Origin of the sequence: Hydrogenophaga sp. UC242_53 (assembly GCF_042696965.1) — a bacterium.
Taxonomy (GTDB): domain Bacteria; phylum Pseudomonadota; class Gammaproteobacteria; order Burkholderiales; family Burkholderiaceae_C; genus Hydrogenophaga.
Genome location: NZ_CP170552.1, coordinates 3,946,189 through 3,965,978, shown reverse-complemented (window position 1 = coordinate 3,965,978; position 19,790 = coordinate 3,946,189). Strand labels below are relative to the sequence as shown.

Annotated in this window: 19 protein-coding genes and 2 pseudogenes; 15 read left to right on the top strand and 6 right to left on the bottom strand. The window is 68.9% G+C overall.

Going from position 1 to position 19,790, the window contains the following annotated elements; all coding sequences use genetic code 11:
* Nucleotides 1-94: 94 nt before the first annotated feature.
* The 5 genes from ACFJI0_RS19905 (at nt 95) to ACFJI0_RS19885 (ending at nt 4,106) form a co-directional block, all read left to right on the top strand.
* Nucleotides 95-925 carry an NmrA family transcriptional regulator gene (locus ACFJI0_RS19905; RefSeq protein ID WP_382322056.1) on the top strand — a complete coding sequence of 277 codons (831 nt, stop codon included), beginning with the start codon at nt 95-97 and terminating at the stop codon, nt 923-925.
* A gap of 97 nt (nt 926-1,022) precedes the next feature.
* Nucleotides 1,023-1,706: a glycosyltransferase gene (locus tag ACFJI0_RS19900; RefSeq protein WP_382322055.1), complete on the top strand. Its 684-nt coding sequence runs from the start codon at nt 1,023-1,025 to the stop codon at nt 1,704-1,706.
* Nucleotides 1,703-2,746, top strand: a complete 1,044-nt coding sequence (locus ACFJI0_RS19895) for an acyl-CoA dehydrogenase (protein WP_382322054.1) — start codon at nt 1,703-1,705, stop codon at nt 2,744-2,746. Before ACFJI0_RS19900 ends, ACFJI0_RS19895 begins: the two co-directional genes overlap by 4 nt.
* Nucleotides 2,734-3,495 (top strand): PIG-L deacetylase family protein, encoded by a 762-nt coding sequence (locus ACFJI0_RS19890; protein WP_382322052.1) that lies wholly within the window; start codon nt 2,734-2,736, stop codon nt 3,493-3,495. The genes ACFJI0_RS19895 and ACFJI0_RS19890 overlap by 13 nt, the downstream gene beginning before the upstream one ends.
* A gap of 2 nt (nt 3,496-3,497) precedes the next feature.
* A complete protein-coding gene (locus ACFJI0_RS19885) occupies nt 3,498-4,106 on the top strand; it encodes a class I SAM-dependent methyltransferase (protein WP_382322051.1) in 609 nt (202 codons plus the stop codon).
* An 18-nt stretch (nt 4,107-4,124) separates the two neighbouring features.
* Here the strand turns inward: ACFJI0_RS19885 and ACFJI0_RS19880 are convergent, their stop codons facing one another.
* Nucleotides 4,125-4,679: a bacterioferritin gene (locus tag ACFJI0_RS19880; RefSeq protein ID WP_382322050.1), complete on the bottom strand. Its 555-nt coding sequence runs from the start codon at nt 4,677-4,679 to the stop codon at nt 4,125-4,127.
* A gap of 234 nt (nt 4,680-4,913) precedes the next feature.
* On the opposite strand from ACFJI0_RS19880, the gene ACFJI0_RS19875 reads away from it, so the two are divergent.
* On the top strand, nt 4,914-5,144 hold the full coding sequence (locus ACFJI0_RS19875) for a hypothetical protein (protein WP_382322048.1): 231 nt from the start codon (nt 4,914-4,916) through the stop codon (nt 5,142-5,144).
* 105 nt (nt 5,145-5,249) lie between these two features.
* On the opposite strand, the gene ACFJI0_RS19870 is transcribed toward ACFJI0_RS19875, so the two are convergent.
* On the bottom strand, nt 5,250-6,155 hold the full coding sequence (locus tag ACFJI0_RS19870) for a response regulator (protein WP_382322047.1): 906 nt from the start codon (nt 6,153-6,155) through the stop codon (nt 5,250-5,252).
* Nucleotides 6,156-6,159: 4 nt separating this feature from the next.
* Nucleotides 6,160-9,586: pseudogene (locus tag ACFJI0_RS19865) on the bottom strand (ATP-binding protein).
* Nucleotides 9,587-9,734: 148 nt separating this feature from the next.
* Between ACFJI0_RS19865 and urtA the strand changes: the two are divergent.
* The 8 genes from urtA (at nt 9,735) to ACFJI0_RS19825 (ending at nt 17,002) form a co-directional block, all read left to right on the top strand.
* The gene (urtA, locus tag ACFJI0_RS19860; RefSeq protein ID WP_382322045.1) at nt 9,735-11,012 is read left to right on the top strand and encodes an urea ABC transporter substrate-binding protein; all 1,278 of its coding nucleotides are present in this window, start codon (nt 9,735-9,737) and stop codon (nt 11,010-11,012) included.
* A gap of 67 nt (nt 11,013-11,079) precedes the next feature.
* Nucleotides 11,080-11,994: an urea ABC transporter permease subunit UrtB gene (gene urtB / locus ACFJI0_RS19855; protein WP_382153929.1), complete on the top strand. Its 915-nt coding sequence runs from the start codon at nt 11,080-11,082 to the stop codon at nt 11,992-11,994.
* 24 nt (nt 11,995-12,018) lie between these two features.
* Nucleotides 12,019-13,218, top strand: coding sequence for an urea ABC transporter permease subunit UrtC (gene urtC / locus ACFJI0_RS19850; protein WP_382322043.1), 1,200 nt, complete (start codon nt 12,019-12,021; stop codon nt 13,216-13,218).
* A 16-nt stretch (nt 13,219-13,234) separates the two neighbouring features.
* Complete coding sequence (gene urtD / locus ACFJI0_RS19845) at nt 13,235-13,978, top strand: urea ABC transporter ATP-binding protein UrtD (protein WP_382322041.1); 744 nt, start codon at nt 13,235-13,237, stop codon at nt 13,976-13,978.
* Between the two features lie 13 nt (nt 13,979-13,991).
* Nucleotides 13,992-14,681, top strand: a complete 690-nt coding sequence (gene urtE, locus ACFJI0_RS19840; RefSeq protein ID WP_382322040.1) for an urea ABC transporter ATP-binding subunit UrtE — start codon at nt 13,992-13,994, stop codon at nt 14,679-14,681.
* A gap of 42 nt (nt 14,682-14,723) precedes the next feature.
* Nucleotides 14,724-15,950 carry a formamidase gene (fmdA, locus tag ACFJI0_RS19835; protein ID WP_382322038.1) on the top strand — a complete coding sequence of 409 codons (1,227 nt, stop codon included), beginning with the start codon at nt 14,724-14,726 and terminating at the stop codon, nt 15,948-15,950.
* A gap of 10 nt (nt 15,951-15,960) precedes the next feature.
* Entirely contained in the window at nt 15,961-16,302 is a 342-nt protein-coding gene (locus ACFJI0_RS19830; protein WP_382322036.1) for a zinc ribbon domain-containing protein, read from the top strand.
* A gap of 451 nt (nt 16,303-16,753) precedes the next feature.
* Nucleotides 16,754-17,002 (top strand): PsiF family protein, encoded by a 249-nt coding sequence (locus ACFJI0_RS19825; RefSeq protein ID WP_291120365.1) that lies wholly within the window; start codon nt 16,754-16,756, stop codon nt 17,000-17,002.
* Nucleotides 17,003-17,023: 21 nt separating this feature from the next.
* Here the strand turns inward: ACFJI0_RS19825 and ACFJI0_RS19820 are convergent, their stop codons facing one another.
* On the bottom strand, nt 17,024-17,629 hold the full coding sequence (locus ACFJI0_RS19820; RefSeq protein WP_382322034.1) for a hypothetical protein: 606 nt from the start codon (nt 17,627-17,629) through the stop codon (nt 17,024-17,026).
* 99 nt (nt 17,630-17,728) lie between these two features.
* On the opposite strand from ACFJI0_RS19820, the gene ACFJI0_RS19815 reads away from it, so the two are divergent.
* Nucleotides 17,729-17,953, top strand: a complete 225-nt coding sequence (locus ACFJI0_RS19815; protein WP_382153949.1) for a hypothetical protein — start codon at nt 17,729-17,731, stop codon at nt 17,951-17,953.
* Nucleotides 17,954-17,981: 28 nt separating this feature from the next.
* On the opposite strand, the gene ACFJI0_RS19810 is transcribed toward ACFJI0_RS19815, so the two are convergent.
* Nucleotides 17,982-18,299, bottom strand: coding sequence for a c-type cytochrome (locus ACFJI0_RS19810; RefSeq protein ID WP_382322033.1), 318 nt, complete (start codon nt 18,297-18,299; stop codon nt 17,982-17,984).
* A gap of 131 nt (nt 18,300-18,430) precedes the next feature.
* Nucleotides 18,431-19,647: pseudogene (locus ACFJI0_RS19805) on the bottom strand (PQQ-dependent sugar dehydrogenase).
* Between the last annotated feature and the right edge of the window lie 143 nt (nt 19,648-19,790).

The following is a 19,790-nucleotide window of genomic DNA, read 5'->3' as shown; positions in this document are numbered from 1 at the left end:
GCTTCTGAATCATTGTTGATCCCACGTGGCCTGCGGACACTGGACGCCTGGCAAGCCGGCACATTCGTCGGCACCGATCCCAAGGAGATTCGACATGACCACCCCCTCACCCACCCTGGTGCTCGGCGGCCACGGCAAGACCGGCCGCCGCGTCGCGCAGCGCCTGAGCGCGCTCGGCCGGCCCTGGCGCATGGGCTCGCGCAGCGCCACGCCCCCGTTCAGCTGGGACGACCCCGCCACCTGGGCACCGGCCCTGCAAGGCGCGGGCTCGGTCTACCTCTCGTACTTCCCCGACCTCGCCGTGCCCGGCGCGGCGGACACGGTGGGCGCGTTCGCGCGGCTGGCCGTGCAGCGCGGCGTGCGCCGGGTGGTGCTGCTGTCCGGGCGCGGGGAAGAGGGCGCGGAACGGGCCGAGCAGGCGGTGCAGGCCTCGGGCGCCGACTGGACCGTGGTGCGCGCCACCTGGTTCAACCAGAACTTCAGCGAAGGCGGTTTCCTCGACGGCGTGCTCGCCGGTGAACTGGCGCTGCCGGTGGGCGACGTGGCCGAGCCCTTCGTGGACGCCGACGACATCGCCGACGTGGCCGTGGCCGCGCTGACGCAGGACGGCCATGGGGGGCAGGTCTACGAGCTGACCGGCCCGCGCCTGCTCACGTTCGCGCAGGCGGCCGAGGAAATCGCGCGCGCCATCGGCCGGCCGGTGCGCTGCACACCGATCCCGCTGGACGCCTTCACCGACGCGATGGCGGCGCAGGGCGAGCCGCCGGAGGTGGTGGAGCTGCTGCGCTACCTGTTCAACGACGTGCTGGACGGCCGCAACGCCCACTTGGCCGACGGCGTGCAGCGCGCCCTGGGCCGGGCACCGCGCGACTTCGCGGACTTCGCGCGGGACGCGGCGGCCCAGGGCGCCTGGTCGCCGCGCTGACGCGCCGCCCGGGCCGGGCACAGCGCGGTACCGAACAGACCCGCAGGGCCGCCACCGATGTAATGGCCCATCGTGCCTTCCGGCACCGGAGCACGCCTTGTTGGCCATCATCATTCCCGCGAACAACGAAGAAGAGGCCATCGGCGTCTGCCTGCGCTCGGTGTCGGCCGCCGCCGCCTGCCCGGGACTGGCGGGCGAGCAGGTGCTGACCATCGTGGTGCTGGATGCCTGCACCGACGGCACGGCGGCCATCGCCCACGAGGCCGGCGCGGTCACCACCTCGGTCGACGTGCGCAACGTCGGCATGGCCCGCGCGGCGGGCGCGCGCCTGGCCTTGGCCCTGGGCGCGCGCTGGCTCGCCTTCACCGATGCCGACACCACCGTGGCCCCCGAATGGCTGCACGAGCAGATGGCCCTGGACAGCGACGCGGTGTGCGGCACGGTGAGCGTGACCGACTGGGGCGTCTATGGCGATCCCATGCGCCGCCACTTCGATGCCACCTACACCGACGCCGATGGGCACCAGCACATCCATGGCGCCAACCTGGGCGTCAGCGCCGAGGCCTACCACCGGGCGGGAGGCTTCGAGCCGCTCGCCACCCGCGAGGATGTGGCCTTCGTGCTGGCGCTGCAAGCGGTGGGCGCGCGCATCGCGTGGTCGGCCGCGCCGCGCGTCGTGACCAGCGCGCGCAAGCTGTTCCGTGCGCCCGGCGGATTCGGTTCGACCCTGCTTGCCCTGGCCCAGGGTCGCCTGCCGATGTCCTCAGAGCGTGGGGCATGAGCCCTCCCGGCGCCCGCGCATGCCTGCGCGCGCGACTGAGCGGCGCGCTGGCCCGGCTGGACCCCGACGCCGGCCCGGCGCAGGGGCTGGCGGAACTGGTGCACCAGGGCCTGGACGAGGTGCCTTTGCCTGCCCAGGGCCGCACCTTGATGCGGTGGCAGCTGCTGTGTGCGGTCGCCGAGCATGACCTGTCGCTGGCCAAGCTCTATGAAGGGCACCTCGATGCCCTGGCCGTGCTGGCGGAGGTCGCACCCGGGACGCCGCGGCCGGTCGGCTCCACCTGGGGCATGTGGGCCTCGGAGGCGCCGGGCGGGCGCACCCGTTTCGAGGCCTGCGCAGCGGACGAAGTGCGTTTGAACGGCCGCAAGGCCTGGTGCTCCGGTGCCGCGCGGCTGAGCCACGGTGTGCTCACCGCCTGGTCCGCCGATGGCACGAAGCCACAACTGGTGCGCGTGGCGATGGCACAGCCGGGCGTGTGCGTGTCGGACGCCGCGTGGCAGGCGGTCGGCATGGCGGCCAGCGCCAGCGGGGACATCACGTTCCAGGACGCGGTGGGCCACTGCGTGGGCGACGCAGGCGCCTACCTGCAGCGCCCGGGTTTCTGGCAGGGCGGCGCGGGCATCGCCGCCTGCTGGCATGGCGGAGCCCTCGCGCTGGCGAACACCTTGCGCCGGGCGATTGCCGAAGCGCCTCCCGAACAGCGCAGCGCCTTCCGGATGGCCGCGTTGGGCCGGGTCGACGTGGCCTTGCAATCCACGGCCGCCTTGCTGCGCGAGGCTGCGAGGTGGATCGACGAGCACCCCGCGCGGGACGCCAGCGCGCTGGCCTTGCGCGTGCGGCTGTGCGCCGAGCGCAGCGCCACCCTGGTGCTGGACGAAGCGGGCCGCGCGCTGGGCGCCACGCCGTTCTGCCGTGACCGGCGCTTCGCGCGCATGGCGGCGGACCTGCCGGTCTACCTGCGCCAGAGCCACGCCGAACGCGACCTGGCCGCGCTGGGCGAGCGCACGGCCGCAGCGGAGGGCGCGCCATGGTCGCTGTAGAAACGCCTCGGCGGATCGAAGGCGAGGGCACCAGCGAACCCACCTGGCAACGCTGGCTGGCCGCCACGCCGTGCTCGGAGCTGTCGATGGCGCAGGCGCTCGCGCCGTCGCAGCGCCTCGTGGTGGTAGCGCCCCATCCCGACGACGAGGTGCTCGCCTGCGGTGCGCTGGTGGCGATGCATGCCGCGCGCGGGGGCGAGGTGGTGTTCGTCGCCGTGACCGACGGGGAGGCCAGCCACGCCGGGCTGTCCCCGCCGGGCCGCTGCGAGCTGGCGGCGCAGCGCCGCGCGGAGCGGCTGCGTGGCCTGGCGCGGCTGGGCATCGCGAAACCGCAGGTGCACATGCTGGCCCTGCCGGACGGCGACGTGCAGGCCCAAGGCGGCTTGCTGCGCGGCTGGTTGCTGTTCTTCCTGCGCCCTGGCGATGTGGTGATGAGCACCTGGGAAGGGGACGGCCATCCCGATCACGACAGCACCGGCCGCGTCACCCAGGGCGCGTGCCTGCGCGTGGGCTGTCGTTTCCTCGCGGCGCCGGTGTGGATGTGGCATTGGGCTGCCCCCGCCGACGCGCGCGTGCCCTGGCACCGCCTGCGCCGCCTGGCCCTGAGCACCGACGCCTGCGCGCGCAAGCAGGCGGCGCTGGCGGCCCACGTCACGCAGCTCACGCCGCGCAGCGCCAGCGTGGGCGCGGTGCTGGGCCCCCACCTGCTGGCGCGGGCGGCGTGGCGCCACGAGTACTTCTTCGTCTGACCATGCCCAACGTCCCGAGCCCGTGGCACTTCGACGAGCTGTTCCGGCAGAACGACGACCCCTGGGGTTTCCGATCGCGCTGGTACGAGGCGCGCAAGCGCGCGCTGACGGTGGCCTGCCTGCCCACGCGGCGCTACACCAGCGGGTACGAGCCGGGTTGCGCCAACGGTGAACTCTCGGCGCAACTGGCCGAACGCTGCGAGCGCTTGCGGGTGTCGGATGTGTCGGCCCGTGCGGTGGAGCTCGCCCGCGCCCGGCTGGCCGCGTTTCCCCACGTCGAGGTGGTGCGGGCGCACCTGCCGGCCGATTGGCCCGTGGGCCGGTTCGACCTGATCGCCATAAGCGAACTGGGCTACTTCGTGGACGTGGCCTCGCTCGATGCCATCGCCGGGCAGGCGCGCGAATCCCTGCTGCCCGGCGGCACGGTGCTGGCGTGTCACTGGCGCCGCCCCATCGATGGCTGCGCGCTGGACGGCGAGGCCGTGCACAAGCGGCTGGCGCGGGGCCTAGGGCTGCCCACGCTGTGCGAAGTGCGCGAGGCGGACTTCGTGCTGCACGTGTGGAGCAGCGACCCGCGCTCGGTCGCCGAGCGCGAAGGCTTCGACTGGTAGCGCCGGCCTCGTGGTGGATCAGAGGGCGCGGGGCTTGTCCGGCACCTGCGTCAGCAGATCGGCCAGTTCGTCCGCGTGTTCCTCTTCCACCTCGAGGATGGACTCGAACAGCCGGCGGGTGGTGGGGTCGTCCGCACCGACGAACTCGATCGCGTGGCGGTAGCTGTCGATGGCGATGCGCTCGGCCACCAGGTTCTCCCGGATCATGTCGCCCAGCGTGGCGCCTTCGACGTACTCGGCGTGGCTGCGCTTCGTCAGGGTGTCGGGCGAGAAGTCGGGCTCGCCGCCGAGCTGCACGATGCGCTCGGCCAGCTGGTCGGCATGGCCCTGTTCCTCGTTCGAATGGACCAGGAACTCGGCCGCAGTGGCTTGCGAGTGGATGCCGCTGGCCATGAAGTGGTGGCGCCGGTAGCGCAGCACGCACACCAGTTCGGTGGCCAGTGCCTCGTTGAGCAGGTCGATGACTTCCTGGCGGTTGGCGCTGTAGCCGGCGGTCACGGCGCCCTCTTCGATGTGCTGGCGCGCGGACTGGCGCAGTTCGGTGATGTCGAGGGGTTTCAGGGGCTGGTTCATGGTGTTCTCGGGTGGGGCGGAAGGGATTTTCTGCAGGCGGCATCTGGGCCGCCTCCAGCATGGATCGCCGGCCCGGCCGCGTCGGTGCTTTGGCGCACAGACCTGGCGTCTCGAACGCGTGTGCCTGCGGACGGTCTCCGTTCTGCGCCGTTGCGTGCCGCGTCGGGCTACCCGGCGCATGTCCAAGCTCATCAACGATGTGCTGGACTTCACCCGAGGGCGGCTGGGTCCGGCATGGGCATCCACATCGAACCCGTGGCCCACATCGAGTCCGCGCTTCGGGACGTGGTGGCGGAATTGCGGGATGCGCACCCGGCGTCCACCGTCGTCGAGCGGTACCACCTGTCCGGGTCCGTGGCGTGCGATGTCGGGCGTGTCCAGCAACTGCTGTCGAATCTGTTAGCAACGCGATCGTGCACGGCGGTGAGCCGTCGTCCGTCGAGGTCGCTGCAAACCTGGACCTGAACTGGTTCGAGATTTCGGAGCTCGTCGAAAGAGGCGGGCACCTGTTTCACGGCCAGGCTTCCAGCGATGCGGGAGGTCACGGCGATCGCGTGACCCTGGCAAGGCTCAATCCTGCGGCAGCAGCTTGCCCGCGATCGCCGCCGCCGCCGAGCGCGTCTCCACGCCGAGCTTCTCGAAAACGTGCTCCAGGTGCTTGTTCACCGTGCGGTGGCTCATGCCCAGGATGTCGGCGATGTCGCGGTTGGTCTTGCCCTTGGCCAGCCACGACAGCACCTCGGTCTCGCGCGGCGTGAGCGCGATGTCGCGCAGGCGCTGCGCGGCGTCGCTGTCGGGCGGCGTGAGCGTGAGCAGCAGCATGGCTTCGCCCAGGTTGCCCTGGCCCATGTGGCGCGCCAGCAGGCGGCCGTGGCGGCCGAGGTCGCGCGTCGTCTCGCGCTGGTTCAGCGAGGCGCCCAGCCATTCGCGCGCGCGCTGGCCGGCGGCGGCGTCCTGGCCGAAGGCCAGCGCCAGCCAGGCCGTGGCCTGGGGCGAGCGCCAGGCCAGGCGGCCCTGCGTGTCCAGCACCACCGTGCCCATGCCGGCCACGTCCACCGCTTCCTGCGCCAGGCGGGTCACGCGCGCGTTGCGCACGTGGGTGCGCAGGCGCGCCATCACCTCGGGAATGCGCAGCGGCTTGACCACGTAGTCCACCCCGCCGCTGGCGAAGCCGCGCAGGATCTGCTCGCTTTCGGACAGACCGGTCATGAAGACGATGGGCACGTGCGACCAGGCCGGCGTGGCCTTGAGCCGTTCGCACAGCGTGAAACCGTCCATGCCGGGCATCACCGCGTCGAGCAGCACGCCGTCGGGCACGGCGACCTCGAAGCGCTCCAGGGCTTCGTCGGCGTCGCGCGCGGCGAGCACCACGTAGCCCTCGGCGACCAGCGCGTCGCCCAGCATGCGAAGGGTGTCCACGGCGTCGTCCACCACCAGGATCACGGGGGGCGTGACCGACGGCGGCACAGGGGCCATGGGGTCAGGTGTCGATGTCATCTTCCGTCAGCTCCGCGGTGTCTCTGAGGTACTCGATCAGGGTCTGGAAATCGAAGCGGTCCGCGCAGGACTGCAGCAGCGCCAGCGTGGCGGCGTGCGCGGGTTCGGCGGTCTGGGCCTGCCACAGTCGCTGGCGCAGCGCGGCGGCCTGCCCCTGGCGGGCCAGGCGCTGCAGCTCCTCGCGCAGGTCTTCGGGCAGCGGCAGGCCGGTGACGCGGTGGCGCACGAAGCTCACCGGCGGGGTGGCCGGCGCCTGCTCGGTCACCCACTCCAGTGCCAGCGCGTGCTGGAGCGCGTCGAGCAGTTCCGACTCCATCATGGGCTTGGCGACGAAGCCCTGGCAGTCCAGCGCGGTCAGCTGCTCGGGCCGGTTGTCGAACAGGTTGGCCGAGACGAACACGATGGGCAGGCGGGAGGCGGGCAGCAGCTGGCGCACGGCGGCGGCGGTCTGCCAGCCATCGAGCCCGTCCATGGTGAGGTCCAGCAGCAGGCCGTGGGGCGCGTGCTGTTCGATGATCTCCAGGCATTCCTGGCCGCTCGCGGCCTCGCGCACCACGAAGCCCAGCGGCACCAGGATGCTGGCGAGCAGCTGGCGGTGCAGCGGCTGGTCGTCCACCACCAGCAGGGTGCGGCGCTCGCCGAGGTAGCCGGTGACCGCGCGCAGCGTGGAGGGGATGGGCAGCGGGTGTTTCGGGTCCGAGGGGATGGGCGGCAGGTACAGGCGCAGCGAGAAGGTGCTGCCGTGGCCCGGGCGGCTTTTGAGCAGCAGCTCGCCGCCCATCATGTCGGTGAGCAGGTGCGTGATGGTCAGGCCCAGGCCGGTGCCGGTGTCCAGCGCGCGCCGCCCGGCGCTGCCGCGCTCGAAGGGCAGGAAGATGCGCTTCTGGTCCTGCGCGGCGATGCCGATGCCGGTGTCGATCACGTCGATGCGCGCCACCTGCTGGCGGAAGTCCAGCCGCAGCGTGACCTCGCCCTGGTCGGTGAAGCGCACCGCGTTGCTCAGCAGGTTGATCAGGATCTGGCGCAGGCGCTTGGCGTCGGCCCGCACCCAGGCCGGCAGCTCGCCTTCCTGTTGCACCACGAAGCGCAGGCCCTTGGCCTCGGCCTGCGGGCGCACCATGCGCTCCACGTCTTCCAGCAGCTGGCCCAGCGGCAGCGGCACCGGGTCGAGCTTGAGGCGGCCGGCCTCGATGCGCGCGAGGTCCAGCGAACCGTCGATCAGCGCGTGCATGTGCTGGCCGCTGCGCTGCATGGTGGCGATGGTCTCGCGCACCCAGACCGAGATCTCGTTGTTCTTCAGCAGGATCTGCGCATAGCCCAGGATGCTGGTGAGCGGCGTGCGCAGCTCGTGCGTCATGCCGGCCACGTAGCGCGTCTTGGCCTGGCTGGCGGTCTCGGCGCGGTCGCGCGCGGACTGCAGCTCGGCGTCGGTGCGCTGGTGGGCGTCGATCTCCCGCATCAGCAGCTGCGTCTGCCGCTCGGACTCGTCCTGCGCCATGCGCCGGCTGTCGGTGGTCAGCACCACCCACCACGAACACACCGCCGCCAGCAGCACCAGGAAGGCGTAGATCTTGAGCAAGGGCGATTGCAGGGCCTCGGCCGGCGCGTGCAGGCTCTCCTGCAGGTAGACCATGCCGATCAGGAAGGCCATGACCGCGCTCAGCGACAACCAGACCGCGAGGAACTGGCCGGCGCGGAAGTTGACCCGCACCATCGCGCCCTGCGGCAGCACGGCGGTGAGGGCGGCGCGCACCTGATCGATGGCGCGCGAGTTGGTCTTGCAGCGGTCGTGGCAGCGCGATTCGAGCGAGCAGCACAGCGAGCAGATGGGCGCCTGGTAGGCCGGGCAGCTGGCCATGTCTTCCGACTCGAACTGGTTCTCGCACACCGAGCAGCGCACCGCCTCGCCGGGCGCCCAGCCGCCCGAGGGCGTGCGCGCCAGGTAGTACCTGCCCTGGGTGGCCCAGGCGATCAGGGGCGAGAGCAGCAGCGCCAGGCCGAGCGCGATGAAGGGCGAGAAGGCCGCCGCGACTTCGCCCATCACGCCCGCGTAGGCCAGGCTGCGCCACCAGCGCCGCGATGATCATGGAACCCATGCCCACCGGGTTGAAGTCGTACAGGTAGGCGCGCCGAAACTCGATGCCCTTGGGGCTCAGGCCCAAGGGCTTGTTGATGATGAGGTCGGCCACCAGCGCGCCGACCCAGGCGATCGCCACGTTGCTGTAGACGCCCAGCACCTTCTCGATGCCGGCGAACACGCCCAGCAGCATCAGCAGCGTGGCGATGCAGACGTTGAACACCAGCCAGACCACGCGGCCGGGGTGGCTGTGCGTGACGCGCGCGAAGAAGTTGGACCAGGCCAGCGAGCCGGCGTAGGCGTTCGTCACGTTGATCTTGACCTGCGCCAGGATCACGAACACCACCGTCATCGCCACCGCCAGCCCGGGGTGGCCCACGGCCTCGGTGAAGCCGGCCAGGAACATCTGCGTGGGCTCGGTGGTGCGCTCGGGGTTCACCTCGAACTGCATGGCGGCGAACGCGAGGAAGGCGCCGCCCACCATCTTGAGCATGCCCATGACGATCCAGCCCGGGCCCGGGATCAGCACCGCGGCCCACCAGCGCCAGCGGTTCTCGCGCTTGCGCTCGGGCATGAAGCGCAGGAAATCCACCTGCTCGCCGATCTGCACCACCAGCGAGAAGATGACGGCCGCCGCCGCGCCGAACATCAGCGGGTGGAACTCGCTGCTGCCCGAGCGGATGCCGGTGAGGCTGGTGAAGTCGCGGTACAGCTGGGGTTGCGAGAGCCCGATCCACACGAAGGGCAGCACCAGCAGGAACAGGTAGAGCGGCTGCGTCCAGGCCTGCAGCTTGGAGATGAGGGTGATGCCCCGGATCACCAGCGGAATGATGACCACCGCCGAGATCAGGTAACACCAGGCCAGCGGCCAGTCGGTCGCCATCTGCAGGGCCAGCGCCATGATCACCGCCTCGATGGCGAAGAAGATGAAGGTGAACACCGCGTAGATCAGCGAGGTGATGGTCGAGCCCAGGTAGCCGAAGCCGGCGCCCCGGGTGAGCAGGTCCATGTCCAGCCCGTACCGCGCGGCGCAGTAGGCGATGGGCAGGCTGGTGAAGAAGATCACCAGCCCCACCACCAGGATGGCCCACATGGCGTTGGCGAAGCCGTAGTTCACCGCGATCGCGCCGCCGATGGCCTCCAGCGCCAGGAAGGACAGCGAGCCGAAGGCGGTGTTCGCCACCCGCCACTCGCTCCATTTGCGGAAGCTGCGCGGCGTGTAGCGCAGGGCGTAGTCCTCCATGGTCTCGTCGGCCACCCACGAGTTGTATTCCCGGCGGAACCGGAAGATTTTCTGCGTGGCGACGGGGTGGGCGGGCTCGGGCGAGGGCATGCCCGGGACGCTAGCAAGAACCGGCCCTACCCACCAGACGGGGCCTCTACGTTATTTGACGTATGGGCCGGATCAAGGGCTTTCCCTAGTCTTCACCCCAGTCGGCACACCGCCGGTTCCACCGCCCCAAACGTCCCAGGAGTCCTCCATGAAGCACCCTTCCGATCCGAATGCCCAGCCGTCCGAATGCCTCGAAACCCCGGAAGCCAGCCGCCGCCGCGTGCTGCAGCTGCTGGGCGTCGCCGGCCTGGCCGGCCTGCCGGCCTGGAGCTTCGGCCAGCCCACCGCCTCGGTGAACACCACCAAGCTGGCCGTGACCGACACCGAAGTCACCGTGGGCCAGCTGCATTCGTCCACCGGCACCATGGCGATCTCGGAAACGGGCTCCATCCAGGCCGAGCAGCTCGCCATCGACGAGATCAACGCCATGGGCGGCATCCTGGGCCGCAAGATCAAGGTGATCAAGGAAGACGGCGCCTCCGACTGGCCGACCTTCGCCGAAAAGTCCAAGAAGCTGCTGATCAACGACCGCTGCGCCGCCGTGTTCGGCTGCTGGACCTCGGCCTCGCGCAAGGCCGTGCTGCCGGTGTTCGAGAAGGAAAACGGCCTGCTGTACTACCCCACCTTCTACGAAGGCCTGGAGCAGTCCAAGAACGTGATCTACACCGGCCAGGAAGCCACGCAGCAGATCCTCTACAGCCTGGACTGGGCGCAGAAGGAGAAGAAGGCCAAGACCTTCTTCCTGATCGGCTCCGACTACATCTGGCCGCGCACCTCGATGAAGATCGCGCGCAAGCACATCGAGAACTTCCAGAAGGGCAAGGTCGTCGGCGAGGAGTACTACCCGCTGGGCAGCACCAACTTCGGCTCGCTGATGAACAAGATCAAGCTGCAGAAGCCCGACTGCATCTTCTGCGCGGTGGTGGGCGGCTCCAACGTGGCCTTCTACAAGGCGCTCAAGGCCGCCGGCATCACCGGCGACAAGCAGCTGCTGGTCACGCTCTCGGTGACCGAGGACGAAATGACCGGCGTGGGCGGCGAGAACTTCGCGGGCTTCTACTCGTCGATGAAGTACTTCCAGTCGCTGGACAACGCGAACAACAAGAAGTTCGTGGCCGCCTTCAAGGCCAAGTACGGCAAGGACGCGGTGATCGGCGACGTGACCCAGGCGGGTTACCTCGGCCCCTGGCTGTGGAAGGCCGCGGTCGAGAAGGCCAAGAGCTTCGACGTGGACAAGGTGGTGGCCGCCTCGCGCACCGGCATCGAGCTCACCACGGCGCCCGAGGGCTACGTGAAGCTCGACCCGAACCACCACCTGTGGAGCAAGTCGCGCATCGCCATGGGCATGCCGGACGCGACCTTCAAGGTGGTGGCGGAGTCACCCGAGCTGATCAAACCCGATCCGTTCCCCAAAGGCTACCAGTGAGCTGACCCACCCTGCCGCGGCGCACCCACGCCGCGGCCGCCTCCCTTCTTGCCCTGGAGTCTTCAACATGAGTTTCAACGACCTGCTCAACATCGGCCTGATGCAGGGCTTCGCCGGCCTGAGCCTGTTCGCGGTGCTGCTGCTCATGGGCCTGGGCCTGGCCATCATCTTCGGGCAGATGGGCGTGATCAACATGGCGCATGGCGAGTTCATGACCATTGGCGCCTACACCGTCTTCCTGGGCTCGACGCTGGCCAATGCGATCAGCCCCGGCGCGGTGGCGGCGTACTTTCCGTTCGCCATCGTGGCCGCCTTCTTCTTCGCCTTCATCGCGGGCTGGCTGGTGGAGTGGGCGCTGATCCGCCACCTGTACAAGCGCCCGCTGGACACGCTGCTGGCGACCTGGGGCATCAGCCTGGCGCTGCAGCAGTGCTTCCGCACCTTCATCGGCCCCAAGGAAGTGAGCCCCACGCTGCCCGACTGGCTGCTGGGTTCCTGGGCGCCGGCCGAGGGGCTGGACATCCCCATCAACGGCATGTTCGTGCTGGCCCTGGCCATCGTGGTCACCGCCGGCGTGCTGATCGCGCTGCACAAGAGCCGCTGGGGCCTGCGGGTGCGCGCCACGGTGAGCAACCGCGTGATGGCCAACGCCATCGGCATCGACACCAGGAAGACCGACCGACTGACCTTCGCCATCGGCTGCGGCATCGCCGGCGTGGCCGGCGCGGCCTTCACCACCATCGGCTCCACCGGACCGACCTCGGGCTCGCTCTACATCGTCGACGCCTTCCTGGTCGTCACTTTCGGCGGCGCGGCCAGCCTGCTGGGCACCGTGGTCTCGGCCTTCGGCATCGCCCAGACGCAGTCGATCACCGAGTTCTTCATGGCCGGCTCCATGGCCAAGATGCTCACGCTGTCGCTGATCGTCGTGATCCTGATGCTGCGGCCTCAGGGTCTGTTCGCATCCAAGGTGCGTCGTTGATTTCTTTGTCTCCCGGAGTCCGTCATGAACGCCCTGAAAGCCTGGATCACCCGCTACCAGCTCGCCAGCCTGGTCCTGCTCACCGTGCTGCTCGCGGTGGTGCTGCCGCTCAGCCTCGACATCTTCCGCCTCAACCTGGTCGGCAAGTACCTCACCTACGCCTTCGTGGCCATCGGCCTGGTGATGTTGTGGGGCTATGGTGGCGTGCTCAGCCTGGGGCAGGGCGTGTTCTTCGGCCTCGGCGGCTACGCCATGGCGATGTTCCTCAAGCTGGAGGCCTCCGACCCTGAAGCGACGAAGATCCAGTCCACCCCCGGCATCCCGGACTTCATGGACTGGAACCAGCTCACCGAGCTGCCCTCGTTCTGGGTGCCGTTCAAGAGCTTTCCGTTCGCGCTGGCCGCCGTCATCGTGGTGCCCACGCTGCTGGCCTGGCTCGTCAGCTTCGCCATGTTCAAGCGGCGCGTGGGCGGGGTGTACTTCGCCATCATCACGCAGGCCGTGGCGCTGATCCTCACGGTGCTCATCATCGGCCAGCAGGGCTACACCGGCGGCGTCAACGGCATGACCGACCTCAAGACCCTGCTGGGCTGGGACACGCGCACCGACAGCGCCAAATACATCCTGTACTACGTCTGCGTGGGCCTGCTGGTGCTGTCCATCGTGGTCTGCCGCTGGATCCAGACCAGCAAGCTCGGCACCCTGCTGCTGGCCATGCGCGACAAGGAAGACCGCGTGCGCTTCTCGGGCTACGACGTGGCCGACTTCCGCATCTTCGTGTTCTGCCTGGCGGCCGCGCTGTCGGGCATCGGTGGCGCGCTGTTCACGCTGCAGGTGGGCTTCATGTCGCCCAGCTTCGTGGGCATCGTGCCCTCGATCGAGATGGTGATCTACGCCGCCGTGGGCGGGCGCATGAGCCTGGTGGGCGCGGTGTACGGCGCGCTGCTGGTCAACGCCGGCAAGACCTTCTTCTCGGAAAGCTTCCCCGACCTCTGGCTGTTCCTGATGGCGGGCCTTTTCATCGGCGTGACCATGGCCTTCCCCATGGGCCTGGCCGGCTTGTGGGAAAGCAGGATCGTGCCGTGGTGGAAGTCGCGCCAGGCCGCGCTGCGCGAGGCCTCGGCCGCGCGGCCCCAGCCGCCTTCGCCGCCCCCTCATGCACCGATGCGCCAACCCAAGGCCGAGGTGAAGTTGCCCGACGGCACCCGAAGCCAAGGCGTCTGAGCCCACGGAGAACCTCATGAGCAACACCGACTTCGCCCTCTCCGTGGAAGACCTGACGGTTTCCTTCGACGGCTTCAAGGCCATCGACGCCCTCACGCTCTACGTCGACAAGAACGAGCTGCGCGTGATCATCGGCCCCAACGGCGCGGGCAAGACCACGCTGCTGGACCTGATCTGCGGCAAGACCAAGGCCAGCGCGGGCAGCATCAAGTTCAAGAACGAGGAAATCATCCGGGTGCCCGAGCACAAGCGGGTGCGCAAGGGCATCGGGCGCAAGTTCCAGACGCCGTCGATCTACGAGAACCTCTCGGTGTTCCAGAACCTGGAGGTGTCCTTTCCCTCGGGGCGTTCGGTCTGGGGGGCGCTGGCCTTCACCGCCACCGAGGAGATCCAGGCCCGCGTGAAGGCGGTGGCCGAGGACATCGGCCTGGGCGACAAGCTGGAGACCGAAGCCGGCCTGCTCTCGCACGGGCAGAAGCAGTGGCTGGAGATCGGCATGCTGCTGATGCAGGAGCCCGAGCTGCTGATGCTGGACGAACCCATCGCCGGCATGAGCGCGCGCGAGCGCGACCTGACCGCCGAGCTGCTGCAGCGCATCTGCCAGAACCGCGCCGTGATCGTGATCGAGCACGACATGGACTTCGTCAAGAAGATCGCGCACAAGGTCACCGTCATGCACCAGGGAAAGATCCTGGCCGAAGGCCCGATGGACCAGGTGCAGGCCGACCCCAAGGTCATCGACGTGTACCTCGGCCACTGAAGGAGTCACCACCATGCTGAAAGTCAAGGACCTCGTCGTCGCCTATGGCCAGAGCCAGGCGCTGCACGGCATCTCGTTCGAAGGCCGCGAGAACGAAACCGTGGCCATCATGGGCCGCAACGGCATGGGCAAGACCACGCTGTTCAAGAGCCTGATCGGCGTGCTGCCGATCAAGAGCGGCCACATCTCGGTGGCCGGCCAGGAGGTCTCGCAGTTGGAGAGCTTCCAGCGCGTCGCCAAGGGCATCGCCTACGTGCCGCAGGGCCGCATGATCTTTCCCACGCTCACGGTGGAAGAGAACATCCAGACCGGCCTGGAGAACGCCAAGGACAAGACCATCCCCGAAGAGATCTACGCGCTATTCCCGGTGCTGTGGGACATGCGCCGGCGCAAGGGCGGCAACCTCTCGGGCGGCCAGCAGCAGCAGCTGGCGATCGCGCGCGCGCTCGTCACCGACCCCAAGGTGCTGCTGCTCGACGAGCCCACCGAAGGCATCCAGCCGTCCATCATCAAGGACATCGCCAAGGCGCTCAACGAGATCCGCAAGATGCGCAAGATCACCATCGTGGTCTCCGAGCAGGTGCTCTCGTTCGCCATGGACGTGGCCGACCGCCTGTTCGTCATCGAGGGCGGCCGCCTGGTGCACGAGACCGACCGCGCCGACACCGACCAGCAGCACATCAAGTCCTACCTCTCCGTCTGATTCCCCCCTTTCCCTTTCCCGTCCACCCCAGGAGCACAAGCCATGCCCGAGACCCTCATCAAAGTCGATCTGAACGCCCCCGCACCGTCCAACGAAATGGTGCACAACCGCTGGCACCCGGACATCCCGATGGCCTGCTGGGTCAACCCGGGCGACGACTTCGTGCTCGAGACCTACGACTGGACCGGCGGCTTCATCCAGAACAACGACAGCGCCGACGACGTGCGCGACATCGACCTCACCACGGTGCACTACCTCAGTGGCCCGGTGGGCGTGAAGGGCGCCAAGCCCGGCGATCTGCTGGTGGTCGAGCTACTCGACATCGGCGCCAAGGACGACAGCCTGTGGGGCTTCAACGGCTTCTTCAGCAAGAAGAACGGCGGCGGCTTCCTCACCGAGCATTTCCCGCAGGCGCAGAAATCGATCTGGGACTTCCACGGCATGTTCACCACCTCGCGCCACGTGCCGGGCGTGAAGTACGCCGGCCTGATCCACCCGGGGTTGATCGGCTGCCTGCCCGACCCCAAGATGCTGGAGACCTGGAACACGCGCGAGCAGGCGCTGATCGACTCCGACCCGGCCACCAGCGGCCTGGCCAACCCGCCTTTCGCCGGCACGGCGCACATGGGCAAGCTCACGGGCGAAGCCAAGGCCAAGGCGGCGGCCACCGGCGCGCGCACCGTGCCGCCGCGCGAACACGGCGGCAACTGCGACATCAAGGACCTCTCGCGCGGCTCCAAGGTGTTCTTCCCGGTCTACGTGGACGGCGCGGGCCTCTCGGTGGGCGACCTGCACTTCAGCCAGGGCGACGGCGAGATCACCTTCTGCGGCGCCATCGAGATGGCCGGCTGGGTGCACATGAAGGTGTCCATCATCAAGGACGGCATGGCCAAGTACGGCATCAAGAACCCGATCTTCAAGCCCAGCCCGATCACGCCGACCTACAACGACTACGTGATCTTCGAGGGCATCAGCGTGGACGAGAGCGGCAAGCAGTACTACCTGGACGTGAACGTGGCCTACCGCCAGGCCTGCCTGAACGCCATCGAGTACCTGAAGAAGTTCGGCTACTCGGGCGCGCAGGCCTACTCCATCCTGGGCACGGCGCCGGTGCAGGGCCACATCAGCGGCGTGGTGGACGTGCCCAACGCCTGCGCCACGCTGTGGCTGCCGACGCAGATCTTCGACTTCGACATCAACCCGAACGCGAGCGGCCCGATCAAGCACCTCGACGGCTCGGTGGTGATGCCGCTGTCGCCGGACCTCTGAGGCCCTCGCCATGCCGACCTACGACTACGACTGCCCGTCCTGCGGGGGCTTCGATGCGTTCCGCTCCTTGAGCGAGCGCAACGAGCCCGCCGCCTGCCCGGACTGCGGCACCGCTTCGGCACGCGTCTTCGTGAGCGCGCCGCGGCTGGCGCTCATGGACGGGGGCACGCGCACCGCCATCGGCATCAACGAGCGCGCGCGCCACGAACCCAAGACCTCGCGCGACTACCAGCGCCTCAAGCACCCGGCGAGCTGCGGCTGTTGCAGCTCGGGCCGCAGCAAGGCGACGGTGACGGCGCCGAACGGCGCGAAGGCCTTTCCGAGCAAGCGCCCCTGGATGATTTCCCATTGAGACCCCCTTCCTTCGTGGGCCGGCGCTGGTTCGTCGGCGGGTCGACGTTGTTTTTTTGCGTTGCACCGGTCATCGGCGCCCAGGGGGAGCGGCTCCGCTCATGTCCCCCGGTCTGGGCTTCGCCCAGCCCTCCTCCTTTACTTCGCTGCGCCGCTCCCCCTGGGCGCCGATGACCTCATTGGCACTCGGTCCGTTGGCGATCCAGCATCCCTTCTGGCGCATGGGCCTCAGGCGTTCTGCGCAGCGGGGTAAAGGAGGAGGCGGCACCAGCCGCCGGGGGACACCCGCGGAGCAGAGCGCCTGAGACCCATGCGCCTGCGAGGTAGTCGCTTGGATTCGCCAGCGTGAACCTGTCACCCTAAGGGTTTGTCGGGTGGTCTACCCCTGGGGGGTATTCTTGACAGCGTCACCGCCAGCGCCTTCAATGGGGCTTTCGTCCCTGGAGATGTTCATGCGCCTTGTTGTCCTGTGCTCTTTCGCCGTTGCCGCCCTGATGCCCATCGCGTCCTTTGCCGAGGGCCCGAGCTGCAACGCCGCCGCCGCCGAGAAGAAACTCGCCGGCGCGGCCAAGACCTCGTTCCTGAAGAAATGCACGCGCGACGCGGCGGCCAGCTGCGACATGGCGGCGGCCGAGAAGAAACTCGCGGGCGCCGCGAAGACCAGCTTCAACAAGAAATGCAACCGGGACGCCGTGGGCTGATGCCCCGGCCGCCGGCCGCGTTCAGAGGCTGGTGAGTTCGCCGTAGGCCCGCCGCGTGTAGGGGGAGACCGCCGCGAGCACCTGCCGGTACCCGGTCTTGTGGCTGCGCACCAGGCGCGTCGACGCGGTGCTGAACGAGCGGCAGAACCAGTGGCAGGTGTGCTGCATCAGGAACAGCTCGGCCAGGATGAGGTAGGCCTTGTCGCGCGGCGGCCGCTGGGCGTTGTTGTCGACCGCCTCGGTGATGGCGTACGCGTGGACCATGAAGGCCGCGCGCAGGTCGAACGTGGCGCGGTGACACCAGCGGTGCGCCCAGGGCAGGGCGAAGGGCAGCTTGCTCACGCGCGTGGCGGCCGCCTCGACATCGACGAAAAAGTGCACGAACCGGGTGAACTGCTTCGCGATGGAGCGCTCGGCCCCTTCCAGCACGCTCCAGATCTGTTCCCGGCGCTCGGGGTCTTGCTCCGCCAGGGCCCGCTCGTAACCTTCGGCGAGTTTTTCCAGCATGACGTCGATCTGGTACGGGCCCAGGTGCTTGCGCAGCAGCTCGATGCGTTTTTTCTGGTCCAGTGAATTGAGAAAAGCGAGGCCGGCGAAAAAGGCCAGCACCAGGGTCAGAATTTCCATGGCCGAAACGGGGTGTTGGAGAGGCCGCCAGTGTAGAGTCCCCAAACGGCGGCGGGAATGCGAGAATGATTTCCCCGTGACGCCCGCCTTTTGCCCTCCATGCCCCACCACCTTCCCCTGATCATTGCCGCCGCTGCCGGGTGGGCCGCCTGCCTGACAGGCGTCGCCTGGGTCGTTTCCGCCTGGCTTGGCCGCGCGCTCTCCATCGCCGAGACGGTGCTGCTCGGCGGCATGTTGGGCGTGGTGGTGGCGGTGATCGTGCAGGCGCGCCTGCAGCGCCAGCGCCGCAAGCTCGACGACATGCGCGACTCCGCGCTCTGGTGACGTGCCCGCGCCCGCGGCCGCGCCGGCCTCAGGGCGCGTCCACCCGCACCTGCAAGGACGAGTACCAGAGCGCCAGGTTGTCGATCTCGGCGTCCGTCAGCGGTTTGGCGATCACCGACATCACCTCGTTCGCGCGTTTGCCGCTGCGGTAGTTCCGCAGCTGTTCCGTGAGGTAGAACAGCGGCTGGCCCGCGAGGTGGGGCACGTTGGGCTGCATCGACAGGCCCACCGGGCCGTGGCACACCGCGCACGCGGTGGCCGCGCGGGCCTTGCCCGCCTCGAGGTCGGCGGCAGTGGCGGCAGCGCCCGCGCCGCCCACGACCATGAGCAGAAGTGCGATCCGCACCGAGTGAAACAGCCTCAGCCAGAGGCAGCGAGGGTCCGGCTGCGCCGGCCCAAGCTGCCGTCCCCCCTCGAAGCGCCGAAGGCGCGCCACGGAGGGGGGAAGCCGCGTCAGCGGCGCAGGGGGGTGTGCCATCAATTCGAGTACGTCACGCGGTAGATCGCGCCGACGTAGTCGTCCGAGATCAGCAGCGAGCCGTCCTTCATCGGCGCCACGTCCACCGGCCGGCCCTTGTAGACCCCGTTGGCGTCCAGCCAGCCTTCGGCGAAGACCTCGGCCTTGCCGGCGGTGCCATCGGCATTGACCGGCACGTAGTTGATCAGCGCGCCCGTGGCCTTGGTGCGGTTCCAGGAACCGTGGGCCGCCACGAACATGCCGCCCCGGTACTTGGTGGGGAACATGCCGCCGTTGTAGAACGCCATGCCCAGCTGCGCCTGGTGGGCCGGGAACTCCACCTGCGGGAACACCGCGTTGGCCGGCTCCTTCATGTCCTTGAGGTCGGGCGCGGCGGCCGAGCCGGCCACCTTGAACTTGCCGTTCCAGTAGGGATAACCGAAATGCTGGCCGGCGGCGGTGGAGCGGTTGAGCTCGCCAGGCGGCACCTCGTCGCCCAGCCCGTCGGTCTGGTTGTCGGTCCACCACACCGTCTTGTCCTTGGGGTTGATGTCCATGCCCACCGAGTTGCGCACGCCGCGCGCGAACACCTCGCGGCCGGAGCCGTCGAAGGGGTTCAGGCGCACGATGCCGCCGATGCCGACCTGCTCGTACAGCGCCACCTTGCCCGCCGGCTGCACGTTGTGCGGCTGGCCGAGCGTGATGTAGAGCTTGCCGTCGTCGCTCACGCGGCACACGCGCGCGCCGTGGTTGAAGGACTCCTCTTCCTCCGGGATCAGCTTGCCCTGGCCCACCACCTCGATCACCGCCACGTCGGGGCCTTCGTAGAAGAACTCGGCGGCCGGGAAGTTGAGCACGCGGTTGTGCTCGACCACGACGAGGAAGCCGTCCTTGGTCCAGCACACGCCATTGGGCACCTTGAAGTTGAGCGAAGGCGCGAAGGGTTTGACCTCGTCGGCCGTGCCGTCGCCGTTGCGGTCGGTCACGGCCCACACGCGGGTCTTGCGCGTGCCCACGAACAGCATGTTGGTGCTGGGCGCCACCGCCATGTGGCGCGCGTCGGGCACCACCGCGTACAGCTCGATCTTGAACCCCGGGGGCAGCTTCACGGACCGCAGGTTGGCGCGGATCGCCTCGGCATTGCGACCTTCCTGGGGCACGGGCGGAATGTTCAGGTCGACGCCCGAGACCTTCATCTGCTTGAGCGTGGGAGGTTGTCCTTGCCCGCCTGCGCCATCGCGCCCGTCGCCAACCCGCAGGCCAGCAATGCCATCCACAGTCGTGTGCTTTTCATGGGTCTCCTCCGAGGGGTGAATCCCGAAGGACCATCCTTCGGAACCGGCCATTCTGGAATCAAACCCGCGGCCGCACCCAGGAGTC

Excerpts from the sequence above, each read along its gene's own strand:
- ACFJI0_RS19905 (WP_382322056.1), top strand. The coding sequence starts at position 95 with ATGACCACCCCCTCACCCACCCTGGTGCTCGGCGGCCACGGCAAGACC.
- ACFJI0_RS19830 (WP_382322036.1), top strand. The coding sequence starts at position 15,961 with ATGCCGACCTACGACTACGACTGCCCGTCCTGCGGGGGCTTCGATGCG.
- urtB (WP_382153929.1), top strand. The coding sequence starts at position 11,080 with ATGAGTTTCAACGACCTGCTCAACATCGGCCTGATGCAGGGCTTCGCC.
- ACFJI0_RS19885 (WP_382322051.1), top strand. The coding sequence starts at position 3,498 with ATGCCCAACGTCCCGAGCCCGTGGCACTTCGACGAGCTGTTCCGGCAG.
- ACFJI0_RS19815 (WP_382153949.1), top strand. The coding sequence starts at position 17,729 with ATGCCCCACCACCTTCCCCTGATCATTGCCGCCGCTGCCGGGTGGGCC.
- urtC (WP_382322043.1), top strand. The coding sequence starts at position 12,019 with ATGAACGCCCTGAAAGCCTGGATCACCCGCTACCAGCTCGCCAGCCTG.
- ACFJI0_RS19875 (WP_382322048.1), top strand. The coding sequence starts at position 4,914 with ATGGGCATCCACATCGAACCCGTGGCCCACATCGAGTCCGCGCTTCGG.
- fmdA (WP_382322038.1), top strand. The coding sequence starts at position 14,724 with ATGCCCGAGACCCTCATCAAAGTCGATCTGAACGCCCCCGCACCGTCC.
- ACFJI0_RS19820 (WP_382322034.1), bottom strand. The coding sequence starts at position 17,629 with ATGGAAATTCTGACCCTGGTGCTGGCCTTTTTCGCCGGCCTCGCTTTT.
- urtD (WP_382322041.1), top strand. The coding sequence starts at position 13,235 with ATGAGCAACACCGACTTCGCCCTCTCCGTGGAAGACCTGACGGTTTCC.
- urtE (WP_382322040.1), top strand. The coding sequence starts at position 13,992 with ATGCTGAAAGTCAAGGACCTCGTCGTCGCCTATGGCCAGAGCCAGGCG.
- ACFJI0_RS19825 (WP_291120365.1), top strand. The coding sequence starts at position 16,754 with ATGCGCCTTGTTGTCCTGTGCTCTTTCGCCGTTGCCGCCCTGATGCCC.
- ACFJI0_RS19895 (WP_382322054.1), top strand. The coding sequence starts at position 1,703 with ATGAGCCCTCCCGGCGCCCGCGCATGCCTGCGCGCGCGACTGAGCGGC.
- ACFJI0_RS19870 (WP_382322047.1), bottom strand. The coding sequence starts at position 6,155 with ATGGCCCCTGTGCCGCCGTCGGTCACGCCCCCCGTGATCCTGGTGGTG.
- ACFJI0_RS19890 (WP_382322052.1), top strand. The coding sequence starts at position 2,734 with ATGGTCGCTGTAGAAACGCCTCGGCGGATCGAAGGCGAGGGCACCAGC.
- urtA (WP_382322045.1), top strand. The coding sequence starts at position 9,735 with ATGAAGCACCCTTCCGATCCGAATGCCCAGCCGTCCGAATGCCTCGAA.
- ACFJI0_RS19880 (WP_382322050.1), bottom strand. The coding sequence starts at position 4,679 with ATGAACCAGCCCCTGAAACCCCTCGACATCACCGAACTGCGCCAGTCC.